General features: G+C 72.5%; 14 protein-coding genes. 6 read left to right on the top strand and 8 right to left on the bottom strand.

What is annotated here, in order from left to right; genetic code table 11:
• Positions 1–4 precede the first annotated feature (4 nt).
• The 3 genes from ACFW22_RS19835 (at position 5) to ACFW22_RS19825 (ending at position 2,194) form a co-directional block, all read left to right on the top strand.
• Positions 5–670, top strand: a complete 666-nt coding sequence (locus tag ACFW22_RS19835; protein WP_386406122.1) for an urease accessory protein UreF — start codon at positions 5–7, stop codon at positions 668–670.
• A gap of 106 nt (positions 671–776) precedes the next feature.
• Complete coding sequence (gene ureG, locus ACFW22_RS19830; RefSeq protein ID WP_386406119.1) at positions 777–1,454, top strand: urease accessory protein UreG; 678 nt, start codon at positions 777–779, stop codon at positions 1,452–1,454.
• Positions 1,451–2,194 carry an urease accessory protein UreD gene (locus tag ACFW22_RS19825; protein WP_386406199.1) on the top strand — a complete coding sequence of 248 codons (744 nt, stop codon included), beginning with the start codon at positions 1,451–1,453 and terminating at the stop codon, positions 2,192–2,194. The genes ureG and ACFW22_RS19825 overlap by 4 nt, the downstream gene beginning before the upstream one ends.
• Before the next feature lie 278 nt (positions 2,195–2,472).
• Here the strand turns inward: ACFW22_RS19825 and ACFW22_RS19820 are convergent, their stop codons facing one another.
• The gene (locus tag ACFW22_RS19820) at positions 2,473–3,507 is read right to left on the bottom strand and encodes an NAD-dependent epimerase/dehydratase family protein (RefSeq protein ID WP_386406116.1); all 1,035 of its coding nucleotides are present in this window, start codon (positions 3,505–3,507) and stop codon (positions 2,473–2,475) included.
• Between the two features lie 63 nt (positions 3,508–3,570).
• Positions 3,571–4,275 (bottom strand): lysophospholipid acyltransferase family protein, encoded by a 705-nt coding sequence (locus ACFW22_RS19815; RefSeq protein ID WP_386406113.1) that lies wholly within the window; start codon positions 4,273–4,275, stop codon positions 3,571–3,573.
• A 92-nt stretch (positions 4,276–4,367) separates the two neighbouring features.
• Between ACFW22_RS19815 and ACFW22_RS19810 the strand changes: the two genes are divergently transcribed.
• The gene (locus ACFW22_RS19810) at positions 4,368–5,444 is read left to right on the top strand and encodes a DUF3048 domain-containing protein (protein ID WP_386406110.1); all 1,077 of its coding nucleotides are present in this window, start codon (positions 4,368–4,370) and stop codon (positions 5,442–5,444) included.
• A 13-nt stretch (positions 5,445–5,457) separates the two neighbouring features.
• Here ACFW22_RS19810 and ACFW22_RS19805 read toward each other — a convergent pair whose 3' ends face one another.
• From ACFW22_RS19805 to ACFW22_RS19785, 5 genes are all read right to left on the bottom strand, one after another.
• Positions 5,458–5,658, bottom strand: coding sequence for a hypothetical protein (locus ACFW22_RS19805; protein ID WP_384878922.1), 201 nt, complete (start codon positions 5,656–5,658; stop codon positions 5,458–5,460).
• A 137-nt stretch (positions 5,659–5,795) separates the two neighbouring features.
• Positions 5,796–6,746, bottom strand: a complete 951-nt coding sequence (locus ACFW22_RS19800) for a cytochrome c oxidase assembly protein (RefSeq protein ID WP_386406107.1) — start codon at positions 6,744–6,746, stop codon at positions 5,796–5,798.
• Between the two features lie 102 nt (positions 6,747–6,848).
• Positions 6,849–7,874: a 6-phosphofructokinase gene (locus ACFW22_RS19795; protein ID WP_386406104.1), complete on the bottom strand. Its 1,026-nt coding sequence runs from the start codon at positions 7,872–7,874 to the stop codon at positions 6,849–6,851.
• Between the two features lie 158 nt (positions 7,875–8,032).
• Entirely contained in the window at positions 8,033–8,761 is a 729-nt protein-coding gene (locus ACFW22_RS19790; protein ID WP_386406101.1) for a type 1 glutamine amidotransferase, read from the bottom strand.
• A gap of 19 nt (positions 8,762–8,780) precedes the next feature.
• Positions 8,781–10,028 (bottom strand): MurT ligase domain-containing protein, encoded by a 1,248-nt coding sequence (locus tag ACFW22_RS19785; protein ID WP_386406098.1) that lies wholly within the window; start codon positions 10,026–10,028, stop codon positions 8,781–8,783.
• A gap of 126 nt (positions 10,029–10,154) precedes the next feature.
• Between ACFW22_RS19785 and def the strand changes: the two genes are divergently transcribed.
• Complete coding sequence (def, locus tag ACFW22_RS19780; protein WP_386406095.1) at positions 10,155–10,712, top strand: peptide deformylase; 558 nt, start codon at positions 10,155–10,157, stop codon at positions 10,710–10,712.
• Between the two features lie 21 nt (positions 10,713–10,733).
• Here def and ACFW22_RS19775 read toward each other — a convergent pair whose 3' ends face one another.
• A complete protein-coding gene (locus ACFW22_RS19775) occupies positions 10,734–11,381 on the bottom strand; it encodes a TetR family transcriptional regulator (protein ID WP_384878938.1) in 648 nt (215 codons plus the stop codon).
• Positions 11,382–11,543: 162 nt separating this feature from the next.
• Between ACFW22_RS19775 and ACFW22_RS19770 the strand changes: the two genes are divergently transcribed.
• Entirely contained in the window at positions 11,544–12,761 is a 1,218-nt protein-coding gene (locus ACFW22_RS19770; protein ID WP_386406092.1) for an acyl-CoA dehydrogenase family protein, read from the top strand.
• Positions 12,762–12,829 lie beyond the last annotated feature (68 nt).

Here is a 12,829-nt window from a genome sequence, read left to right as displayed (position 1 = left end):
CCGGATGACGACCCGATCCGCACTCCTGGTGCTCGCCGACGGGCGGTTCCCCGCCGGCGGGCACGCCCACTCCGGCGGTGCCGAGGCCGCCGTCAAGGCCGGTCGCATCAGGGACGCGGCCGACCTGGAGTCCTTCTGCCGGGGCCGCCTGCACACCACCGGCCTCACCTCGGCCGCGCTCGCCGCCGGTGCCGCGCACGGACTCGACCCCTACGCGCTCGATGCGGCGGCCGACGCCCGTACCCCCTCGCCGGCCCTCCGGGACGCCGCCCGCAAGCTCGGCCGCCAGTTGATGAGGGCCGCCCGCATCGCCTGGCCGAGCAACGAACTCGACCTGCTGGCAGGTGCGTTCCCGCGCGGAGCCCATCAGCCCGTCGTCCTCGGCACGGCTGCGAGGGGCGCCGGGCTCGGTCCCGAAGACGCGGCGCACTGCATCGCGTACGAGACGGTCGGCGGCCCGGCGACCGCTGCCGTACGCCTCCTCAGCCTCGACCCCTACCAGGCGACCGCCGTCCTCGCCCGTCTCGCGCCCGAGATGGACCGGGTGGCCGAGCGGGCCGCCGCGGCGGCCCGGCAGGGCGTCGACGCCCTGCCCGCGGCCTCCGCACCGCTGCTCGACCTCGCCGCCGAACAACACGCGGCCTGGCCCGTCCGCCTCTTCGCCTCGTAGCCCCCTCCGCCCCCGCGCGGGCCCGCCGAAACCCGCCGCACGGCCCTCCGACAGCCCCCGACAGACCCGTCACCGCCCCGCACCAGAACCCGCCAGGAGCCGCCCCATGCACCTCGACCACGGCCGCGCCCACCACGGCGCCGTCTCCGCCGACGCCCACCGCCCCGACGGCATCCGCCGCGCCCTGCGCATCGGGCTCGGCGGGCCGGTCGGCTCCGGCAAGACCGCCACCGTCGCCGCACTCTGCCGGGCCCTGCGCGACACCCTCTCCCTCGCGGTCGTCACCAATGACATCTACACCCGCGAGGACGCCGAGTTCCTGCTGCGCAACGCCGTACTGCCGCCCGAACGCATCCGGGCCGTGGAGACCGGCGCCTGTCCGCACACCGCCATCCGCGACGACATCTCCGCCAACCTCGAAGCCGTCGAAGAACTGGAGGACGCCGTCGGCCCGCTCGACCTCGTCCTCGTCGAGTCCGGCGGGGACAACCTCACCGCCACCTTCTCCAAGGGGCTCGTCGACGCCCAGATCTTCGTCATCGACGTGGCCGGCGGCGACGACATCCCGCGCAAGGGCGGTCCCGGCGTGACCACCGCCGACCTCTTGGTGATCAACAAGACCGACCTCGCCCCCCACGTCGGCTCCGACCTGGAGCGGATGGCCCGGGACGCGAAGGAGCAGCGCGGCGCGCTCCCCGTCGCCTTCACCTCCTTGCGCGCCGAGAACGGCGTCGCCCCCGTCGTCGACTGGGTCCGCGCGCAGCTCGGGGCATGGACCGCGTGAGCCTGCGCGCCACCGCACGGATCGCCGCCTCCGCCGACGGCGGGTTGCCGCTCCTGGTGAGCGAGGGGCCGCTCGCCCTGCGTCGGACCCGGGCCGTCGGGCCCTACACCCGCGTCACCGTCGTCGGGGCCATGAGCGCCCCGCTCGGTGGCGACCGCCTCGCGATCGAGGCCGAGGTGCGGGACGGGGCCCGACTGCTCGTCGACTCGGCCGCGGCCACCCTCGCCCTGCCGGGACGGAGCGCCGAACCCGCCGCGTACGACGTTCGGATCACCGTCGGCGACGGCGGGGTGCTCCGCTGGCTGCCCGAACAGCTCGTCTCCGTCGACGGCTCCCACCTGAGGATGCGGACCACCGTCGACCTCGCCCCCACGGCCAGGCTCGTCCTCCGCGAGGAACAGGTGCTCGGCCGACACGGCGAGTCCCCCGGAACCCTCAGCACCCGCCTCACCGTCCGCCGTGCCGCTCGCCCCCTGCTCGACCAGGAGTTGACCTTCGGTGCCGGCGCGCCCGGCGGTTGGGACGGCGGCGCAGTGCTCGGAGGGTACCGGGTGACCGGCCAACTCCTCGTTGTGGAACCAGAGTTCGCAGAGAAGCCGATCGAGGCGCGACGGTACGGGGAAAACGCCGTGGTCACGCCCCTCGCCGGACCGGCCGCACTCGCCACTGCCGTCGCCATGGACGCGCTCACGCTGCGCAGGCTCCTCGATGCGGCCCTGGACGAACTCGCACCGCTCTGACCCTCCTCACCGCTCAGCGGTACACGCCCCACCGGTCATGGGTTCGGCGGAGAAACGCGGTCGCTCCTTCATCCCGGGTCCCGGGAACGCAGGGACCGCCCGGACGGACCGTCACGTCCTTGAAGGGCAGGACCCGGCGAGAGGCACGGCGGTGCTCGGTACACCGCGGACCAGACCCGCGCCCCGCACGCCACTGCACAGCCGTGATTTCGCCCGGAGCCCGGTGAACGAGGGGGCGGGCCGTCCGGCGGCCCGCCCCCTCGGGACGGCGTTCCCGATCAGCGCGCGGCGAGCCAGGCGTCCTCGGCCGCGTAGTCGAACCAGTCCTGCCCGTACTTCGCGAGGTTCGGGAAGGCCTCCAACCACCCCCGCCCCGCGAGTCGCTCCGCCAGCCACTCCACCGTCGCGGGCAGCGACTCCGCGTACCGCACCACCGGCCGGTAGCCCAGGGCGTGCTCCGCCGCCGTCATGTCGTACACGATCGGCCGGTCCACGCCCCAGGGCGTCAGGCCGACGATGCCCACCGGCGGCGGCCCGTCCACCAGGACCGTTTCGCTCTCCACCCCGACGACCGCGTCCACCGCGGCAGAGATCTCCGCGACCGTCGGCGCCTCGGGGTCCGCGGCGTTCAGCACCCGCGTGCCCGGTCGTGCCGCCGCGAGCCGGATCAGCTCGGCCAGGTTGTCCACGTGCGCCGGATGGAACCGCGGCGCACCCCCGTACGCCAACACCCGGACCGGTCGCCGGTCGAGCGCCCGCTTCACGAAGAACAGCTCGCGCGGGGACCGACAGTGCGGGCCGTGGATCGCCCCCGCCCGCAGCAGCGTCGTCGGCAGCAGCCTTCCGACCGCCGTCAGGTCCCGCTCCAGGGCGACCTTCCGGCTGGAGTACGACGTGCTGCCCGGTGCCACCGTCGCCTGGGACTCCGGTATCGGCACCGGATAGCTCGGAAAACCGTCGGGCTCGTCCTGGGTGTCGAAGCTGCGCCCCTCCCCGTCCTCGTACACCGCCCCGCTGGACACCACCACGGCCGAGCCGATCCGGTCCGCGAGACCGGTCAGCTGGGCCGCGTGTCCGGCGTCGTACGCGACCACGTCCACCAGGACGTCGGTGCCCCCGCCCAGTGCCGCAGCCAGTGCGCCCTCCTCGTTCCGGTCCAACCGGACCGACCGGACCCCGTCCGGCCACCCCTCGTCCCCGAGGCCGCCCCGCGAGGCGGCCGTCACCTCCCAGCCGTCCCCGACGAGCGCCCGCACGGCCGCCCGCCCCACTTGTCCCGTCGCTCCCAGCACGAATGCGCTTCCCTTGGCCATGGAGCGACGCTACGACGGGCCGTGGTGCCGGACCGGCGCATTGCGCCGTGCGCGGATCCGCCGTCAGCGATCGCCGCGCGGGAACTTCTGCGGGGGGCCGCCGGCGTTGGCCTCCGCGGCCTTCACCTCGGCCGCGTAGTCGTCCACGTACTCCTGACCCGACAGGCGCAGGATCTCGTACATGATCTCGTCCGTCACCGCCCGGACCACGGCCTTCTCGCGGGCCAAGCCGGCGAACCGGGAGAAGTCCAGCGGTTCGCCGAAGCGGATGGTGACCCGGCGGATCCTCGGCACGACCTTCCCCGGCGGCTGGATCTCGAAGGTCCCCACCATGGCGCAGGGCACCACCGGGACCCCGGCGGTCAGCGCCATCACCGCCACTCCCACCTTGCCCTTGTACAGTCGCCCGTCGTGCGAACGGGTCCCCTCCGGGTAGATGCCGAGCAGTTCACCCCGGTCGAGCACGCCGAGTCCCTCCCGGATCGCCGCCTGCCCGGCCTCCTTACCGGACCGGTCCACCGGGATCTGCCCGGCGGCCCGGAAGAAGGCCGCCGTCAGCCGCCCCTTGAGCCCGGGGCCCGTGAAGTACTCCTGTTTCGCGAGGAAGGTGATCCGTCGGTCCAGGACGGCGGGCATCAGGAAGTGGTCGGAGAAGGACAGGTGGTTGCCCGCGATGATGGCGGCCCCCTCGTCCGGGACGTGTTCGAGCCCTTCGATCCGCGGCCGGAACAGCAGCTTGAGCAGCGGTCCGAGCAGTACGTGCTTCATCAACTGGTAGAACACCCGAGGCCCCGTTCGTCGTCCGTCACGCCCGTTGTATCCCCACCGGGGGCCGTGGTCCACTGGTGGAGGAGCGTCACATGACGGACGAGCGCGGGGCCGGGCGCCCCGGCCGCATCCTCACCGCACTGCTGTGCGCACTGACGGCGGCCGGGCTGTACGGCTGCTCCGGCCCGGGCCCGTCGGAGCCGAGCCCCACGCCGACCCCCACGCCCGCCACCACGGTCCCCGCGCCGACCCCCACGCCCGCCACCACGGTCCCCGCGCCGACCCCCACGCCCGCCGCGACAGCGCCCGCACCCAACGGCCGGTCACCCTTCACGGGCCTGCCCGCCCGGCCCGCCCCCGTGCTGGCCGTGAAGCTGGACAACGTGCCGGCGGCCCGTCCCCACACCGGCCTCGGCGCGGCCGACCTGGTGTACGTCGAACAGGTCGAGGGCGGCGTCACCCGGCTCCTGGCCGTCTACTCCTCCCGCCTCCCCGAGCTCACCGGCCCCGTCCGCAGCGCCCGCGAGTCCGACATCGCCCTGCTCGCCGACTTCGGGCGCCCCGTCCTCGCCTACTCGGGCGCGCAATCGGCCCTGAACCCGCTGCTGCGGGCCGCACCCCTCGACCTCGTCACCGAGACCACCACTCCCCGGGCGTTCCTGCGCTCACCGGACCGGTCCGCCCCGCACGACCTCTATCTGCGCCCCGCACGCGCCCTCGCCGCCGTCCCGGCGACCCAGGACGCCCGGGACATAGGCTTCCGCTTCGGCCCCGCCCCGGCCGGTGGCCGCCCGGTCGAGACCTCCACCGTCCGCTACCCGGCGGCCCGCTACGCCTTCACCTGGTCCGCGGCCGACCGCGCGTGGCGGGTCGCCATGGACGGCCGGGAAGCCCGCGCCACCGACACCGGCCCGCTCACTCCGGAGACCGTCGTCGTCCAGCGCGTGGCCGTGCGGCCGTCCCGCTTCCACGACCGGCTCGGCTCGGTCTCCCCGTACAGCGAGACCATCGGCAGCGGGACCGCGCTCGTCCTCCGCGACGGACGTGCCTACGAGGCCCGTTGGTCCCGTCCCTCGGCCGCCTCCGGCACGACGTTCACCACCCCCTCGGGCGCCCCGCTGCCCTTCGCCCCGGGGCAGACCTGGATCGTCCTCGCCCCGCGGACGTAGGACGTCGCCCCGCTCAGGGCGTGGGGTCCGGCGGGCGGGGGCGCGGCGGGGGCGGCGCGGAACTGTCCGCCGCCGCCATGCCGACCGTCGACACGAGCAGCACCATCAGACCGAACCAGAGCCAGCCACTGCTGCCGAGCGCCACCGTGTAGGCCGTCGTCAGCACCAGCGCGGCGCAGGTGAGCACCGCCATCGTCTTCGTGGAACCGGACATCAGCCCGTCCTCCTCCCGACCGAGGTCGTGGAAGCCGCCGGGTTCCATCGTGACCCCGGGAGAGGAGCGTGCGCTACTCCCAGGAAGCTCCGGCGTGCGCCGGACCCGGCAGGCGGTCCGTGGAGGGCGGGGCGGCGTCAGCGGCTGCGCGCCCGCAGCGAGGCCAGGTAGGCGTTGTAGGCCTCCAGCTCCTTGTCGCCGTCCCGGTCGGCCGCCCGGTCCTTGCGGACCGCCTGCCGCTGCTCGGAGTGGTACCACTGGTAGACCAGCGCGATCAGCACGATCACGGACGGGATCTCGCTGAAGGCCCAGGCGATGCCGCCCGCCGCGTTCTGGTCGGAGAGGGCGTCGATGCCGAGCGAGGCCGGCGGGTTCTTGTACGTTTCCACCAGCGGCTCGCTGGCCATCATCATCGCGATGCCGAAGAACGCGTGGAACGGCATTCCCGCGAACAGTTCCAGCATCCGCATGACGTAGCCGGGACGGTGCGGGCCCGGATCCACGCCCATGATCGGCCAGAAGAAGACCAGCCCCACCATCAGGAAGTGCACCATCATGCCGACGTGCCCGGCCTTCGACCCCATCAGGAAGTCGAAGAGCGACGAGAAGTACAGCGCGTAGAGGCTCGCGATGAACATGGAGATGGTGAACGCCGGGTGCGTGATGATCCTCATGTACCGGCTGTGCAGAAGCTTCAGGAGCAGTTCGCGGGGCCCGGTGGAGCCCCGCCGCGCCACCGGCAGCGCCCGCAGCGCCAGCGTCACCGGCGCCCCGAGCAACAGCAGGATCGGCGACAGCATGGAGATCACCATGTGCTGCACCATGTGCACGCTAAACATGACCATGCCGTAGTCGTTCAGCTTGGTGCACATCATCAGGGCGACACTCAGCACGCCCACCGCGAAGAACACCGTCCGGCTCACCGGCCACGCGTCCCCGCGCCGCCGGAGCCGCACCACGCCCCACCCGTACAGGCCGAGTGCCGCGAGGCAGCCGATCAGGAAGAAGGCGTCAGGAGAGTACTCCAAGCCCCGTCCCAGCGTGAACGGCGGCAGGTCCGTGGTCATGCCGTGCCCGCTGTGGTCCATCTGTGCACTCCTGGAGCCCGATTCGTGCTTGTTGTCCGCACCAGACTAGAACCGCCCCCGGTCGCGACTGCGACCGGGGGCGGATGTCACGGGAGGGAGTCGTCAGAGCACGCACTCGGCCTCGGCGTACCGGTCGGCCGGGACCGTCTTGAGGGTCTCCACGGCTTGCGCCAGCGGGACCATCGTGATGTCCGTGCCGCGCAGCGCCGTCATCATGCCGAACTCGCCGCGGTGCGCCGCCTCCACCGCGTGCCAGCCGAAGCGGGTGGCGAGGACCCGGTCGTACGCGGTCGGGGTGCCGCCGCGCTGGACGTGGCCGAGGATGACCGGGCGGGCCTCCTTGCCGAGGCGCCGCTCCAGCTCGGCGGAGAGCTGGTTGGCGATGCCGGTGAAGCGCTCGTGGCCGTAGATGTCGGTGCCGGCGGTCTTGAAGTCCATCGACCCCTCGCGCGGCTTCGCGCCCTCGGCCACCACCACGATCGCGAACCGCTTGCCGGCTTCGAACCGTGCGCCGACCCGGGAGGTCAGCTCGTCGATGTCGAAGGGGCGCTCGGGGACCACGACGGCGTGCGCGCCGGCGGCCATGCCGGAGTGCAGCGCTATCCAACCGGTGTGGCGGCCCATGACCTCCACGACGAGGACCCGCTGGTGGGACTCGGCGGTGGTCTTCAGCCGGTCGAGGGCCTCGGTGGCCACCGTGACGGCCGTGTCGAAGCCGAAGGTGACGTCGGTGGACGCGATGTCGTTGTCGATCGTCTTCGGCACGCCGACGATCGGGAGCCCCGCTTCGGAGAGCAGGTTCGCCGCCTTGAGGGTGCCTTCGCCGCCGATCGGGATGATGGCGTCGAGGCCCAGGTCGGCGACGTGGCCCTTGGCGCGCTCGACGCCGTCGACCAGGTGGGCGGGCTGGACCCGCGAGGAGCCGAGGATGGTGCCGCCCCGGGCCAGGATGCCGCCCACCGCGTCCAGGTCGAGCTTCCGGTAGTCGCACTCCAGAAGGCCCTTCCACCCGTCGTGGAAGCCGATGACTTCGTCACCGTGATCGACGACGGCGCGGTGGACGACGGAACGGATGACCGCGTTCAGACCGGGGCAGTCTCCGCCGGAGGTGAGCACGCCAATGCGCATAGCCCAAAAACCTTTGCAACGTGGGCCGACTCCCGGACCACGTCGTCCGGCTGGATCCCCGCCACCCTATCGCCGCAGGGTGGCGGGGCCGAACCAGATGTCCGCACAGTGGACAACGTACTTTCGTACGAGGGGCCCACGGCGGTGTGCGCCTTGACTCAGGAGGGCTGCGTGGCCGCCGCGATGCGCTCGGCGCGCAGCGCCTCGTACCAGCGGTCGTCGGTCGGCGGCAGCGCGTTCACGTCGAGGGCCAGCTTCAGGAGCAGATCGGCGATCTGCGGGTTCCGGGCCATGACGGGGCCGTGCATGTAGGTGCCGAAGACGGTGTCGTTGTACGCGCCCTCGGTGCCGTCCCCGGTCCCGTTCCCGTTGCCGAAGACGGTCCGGGCGAAGGGCCGGGCCGTCGGGCCGAGGTGGGTGATGCCCTGGTGGTTCTCGAAACCGGTCAGCTGGGGGAGGCCCAGGCGCGGGTCGATGTCCGCGAGGACGTCGCCGACGCACCGCTCGCCCTCGCCGCGGGTCGAGATCACGTCGATCAGGCCGAGGCCCGTCTCGCGCTCGCCGAGGTCGTTGATGAACTCGTGGCCCAGGATCTGGTACCCGGCGCAGACCGAGAAGATGATCGCACCGTTGGCGGCGGCGCGGCTGAGCCCGCCGTCCCGCCGCAGTCGCTCGGCCGCGAGCCGCTGCGGACGGTCCTCGCCGCCGCCGATCAGGTAGATGTCGCCCGAGGTCGGGACCGGCTGGTCGCTGCGGACGTCGACGCGCTCGACGTTGAGGCCGCGCTGGTGGGCGCGGCGCTCGACGACGAGGACGTTGCCCTGGTCGCCGTAGGTGCTGAGCAGGTCCGGGTAGACCCAGACCAGGCGCAGGCTGCTGTCACTCATGCTGCAAGTCCTCTACGGGTCAGTTGCCGACGCGGCGGCGTACGTCCTGGAAGGCGGTGTAGTTGGCGATCAGCTCGACCTGCCCGGGCGGGGCCATGGAGACGGCCTCGTCGAGGGTCTCGCAGACGCGGAAGTCCACGCCCGCGACCTCCAGCCGGACCGCCAGGTCGAGCCGGCGGTCGCCGATCACCATGATCGGGTGGCCGGCGAGCCGGCCGTAGTCCACGTCCCACAGCCAGGAGGTGTCCGTGCCGTCGGCACCCCGTGCGTTGACCGAGAGGATCACCGGTGCGGGCGGCCCGTCGATGAGGGAAAACGTTTCGAGCCAGCCGGCCGGGTTCTTCGCGAGGAGCAGACGCAGCTCGCGCCCCTGGAAGGACACCACGTCGTAGCGTCCGGCGACGGCCTGCACCTGGTACATCCGCTCCAGGGCGACCTGCGGCGGCACGCCGAAGACGGCGGCCACGGCGGCCGAGGTGGCGGCGTTCGCCTTGTTGGCGCGTCCGGGCAGCTGGAGGCGGATCGGCCAGGCCGAACCGTGCGGGTCGAGCACGTGGTCGCCGCTGAGGGCCCAGCTCGGCGCGGGACGCCGGAATCCGCACTCGCCGCAGAACCAGTCGTCGCCCGGACGCTGCATCACACCGCCGCAGGCGGGGCAGGACCAGGCGTCGTCCTTCCACTCCTGGCCGGCCGCGACCCACACCACATTGGTGGAGGAGGAGGCGGCCCACACGATCAGCGGGTCGTCGGCGTTGGCGATGACCACCGCCTTGGTGCCGCTGAGGCCCTCCCGCCACTTCTCGGCGAGCATCCGGGTCTCGGCCGCGCGGTCGAGCTGGTCGCGGGAGAGGTTGAGCAGCGCGATCGCCTTGGGCGTGGTGTCCCGGGCGACGCCTGCGAGGTACTTCTCGTCGACCTCGATCACGCCGTACTTGGAGTCCGAGCCGCCGGCCAGCGCCGAGGTGATGCCGGCGGGCATGTTGGCGCCCAGGGCGTTCGAGACGACGGGGCCGCTGGCGCGCAGCGCTTCGGCGATCAGCCGGGTCGTCGTGGTCTTGCCGTTCGTCGCCGACACCAGGACGACGTCCAGATGCTGCGCGAGCCGACCGAGAAGGTCCGGGTCGAGCTTCAACGCCACCCGGCCGCCGATCACCGATCCGCTGCCGCGTCCCGCCGCGCGCGACACCGCGGCCGCGGCCTTGCCCGCCGTCACGGCCAGCTTGGCGCGCGGCGACAGCGGCTCTGGATTACCGGGGTGTCCTGACATCGTTCTTGTTCCTCCTTGCGTCGGTCCGGGCTCAGCCTATCGAGATCCGGCCAGCAGCCCGAACAGCGGCACCGGGCTGCGGTCCTGTGAAACGACGAGGTCACGGCGGACCGTACCCTTACGGCCATGCGAAACCGGCCCATCCCCGGCAGTTCCGGCCTCGTCCGAGCGATGACGCTCCTCGGCGACCCCGTGCTGCACCGCCCCTGCGAGCCCGTCACCGACTTCGGTCCCGAACTGGCCCGACTCGTCGAGGACATGTTCGCCACGATGTACGCGGCGCACGGCGTCGGCCTCGCGGCGAACCAGGTGGGCGTGGGGCTGCGGGTCTTCGTGTACGACTGCCCCGATGACGAGGACGTCCGTCACCTGGGCCACGTGGTCAACCCGCGCCTGGTGGAGGCGGACGGCGACCTGATCCGCGGCCCCGAGGGCTGTCTCTCGCTGCCGGGCCTGGAGGCGCCGACGCCTCGCTTCGACCGTGCGGTGGTGGAGGGCGTGCTCCTCGACGGCACTCCGATGCGGATCGAGGGCACGGGCTTCTTCGCCCGCTGCCTCCAGCACGAGACGGACCACCTGGCGGGCGGGGTCTACGCGGACCGCGTCACCGGGTGGCGCAAGTCACGTCTGCTGCGCGCGATCCGCAGGCAGCCCTGGGGAGACGCGGCGTCCGTGCGGGGCTGAGCCCGCCGCGGGACGGTACTGCTAGAACCCCGGCCCGCCGGGGAGGTCATCGGCGTCGGCGAGCCGGCCCCACAGCAGGTCCGCCAGGGTCTTGACGAGTTCGGCGCGGGAGCAGGGGCGCTCGCCGAGCCACCAGTCACCGGCCGCGTGCATCATGCCGACGATGCCGTGGCCCCAGATCCGGGCCCGGGCCTCGCCGCCGGGTCCCAGGTCGACGCGTTCGGCGATGACCTGACCCAGTTCCTCTCCCATTCTGCGGAGCAGGGGGGCCGAGTGGCGGCCGACGTCGAAGCCCTGCTCGGTCTGGTGGGGCTCCTCCGCCGGGTGCATGAGGAAGCGGTAGACCTGGGGCATCGCCTCGATGGAGGCCAGGTAGGTGTCGAGGGTGGCCTCGACCCGGCGCCGCCGGTCGGCCGGGGCGTCGAGGGAGGCGCGGAGCGAGGCGAGGAGCGCGTCCGTGTGGCGGGTGGCGAGGGCGCGGTACAGGCCGCCCTTGTCGCCGAAGTGGCGGTAGAGGATCGGCTTGGTGATGCCGGCCTCGGCCGCGATCGCGTTCATGGACGCCTGGGGGCCGTCCCGGAGCACCACCCGGTCCGCCGCCTCCAGCAGTTCGCGGCGCCGCTGCTCGGCGGACGTCTGCTGGTCGGTGGTCCGGTGTGCGATGTCCATGGGTGCGTCTCCCCGCCCGTGCGATTCGTGAGGCTGTCGCAACGTAACACCAGGTGGGGGTCCTGCGTCGATCTCGGAGAATCGTTCCCTCGCAGGTTGACAGTCTCTACCGGCCGGTAACAGACTGGTGTTACCGCAAGTAACGTCATGCTGGGAGGGAACATGGGCGAGTTCGCGCTCGAACTCAACGAGGACCAGAAGCAGGTCCGCGACTGGCTCCACGGCTTCGCCGCCGATGTGATGCGCCCCGCGGCGGCCGAGTGGGACGAGCGCGAGGAGACGCCCTGGCCGATCATCCAGGAAGCGGCCAAGCTCGGCATCTACTCCCTCGACTTCTACGCCCAACAATTCTTCGACCCGACCGGCCTCGGCATCCCGATGGCCATGGAGGAGCTCTTCTGGGGCGACGCCGGCATCGCCCTCTCCATCGTCGGCACCGGCCTCGCCGCCGTCGGGGTCCTCGCCAACGGCACCGAGGAACAGATCGGCACCTGGGTCCCGCAGATGTACGGCGACGCCGACGACGTCAAGGTCGCCGCCTTCTGCTCCTCCGAGCCCGACGCCGGCTCCGACGTCGCCTCCATGCGGACCCGTGCCGTGTACGACGGGGCCAAGGACGAGTGGATCCTCAACGGAACCAAGACCTGGGCCACCAACGGCGGCATCGCCAACGTCCACGTAGTCGTGGCCGTCGTGGAACCGGAACTCGGCTCCAAGGGCCACGCCTCCTTCATCGTGCCGCCGAACACCCCCGGCCTCTCCCAGGGCCAGAAGTTCCAGAAGCACGGCATCCGGGCCTCCCACACCGCCGAGGTCGTCCTGGAGGACGTCCGGATCCCCGGCCACTGCCTCCTCGGCGGCAAGGAGAAACTGGACGAGCGGCTCGCCCGGGCCCGGGAGAAGGCCAAGGCGGGCGGCGGGGAGAGGGTGAAGAACGCGGCCATGGCCACCTTCGAAGCCTCCCGCCCGGCCGTCGGCGCCATGGCCGTCGGCACCGCCCGCGCCGCCTACGAGGTCGCCCTCGACTACGCCAAGACCCGCGTCCAGTTCGGCCGCCCGATCATCGAGAACCAGGGCGTCGCCTTCCAGCTCGCCGACATGGCCACCCAGATCGACGCGGCCCGTCTCCTCGTGTGGCGGGCCTCCTGGATGGCGACCGCGGGCAAGCCCTTCACCGCGGCCGAGGGCTCCATGTCCAAGCTCTACGCGAGCGAGGTCGCCAAGCAGGTCACGGCCCAGGCCATTCAGATCCTCGGCGGGAACGGCTACACCCGCGAGTACCCGGTGGAACGCATGCACCGCGACGCCGCCATCTACACGATCTTCGAAGGCACGAGCGAGATCCAGCGGATGGTGATCAGCCGCGCCCTCGCGAAGTAGTCGGCGACCGGCGGCGGGCTGCCCCCGGCCTCCGGGGTCGGGGGCGCCCCCGCGCAGTGGACCGTGTG

It is taken from the genome of Streptomyces sp. NPDC058872, assembly GCF_042743065.1.
Classification (GTDB): domain Bacteria; phylum Actinomycetota; class Actinomycetes; order Streptomycetales; family Streptomycetaceae; genus Streptomyces.
Note: the sequence above shows the minus strand (reverse complement) of the source record. Positions and strands in the feature narration are given on the sequence as shown.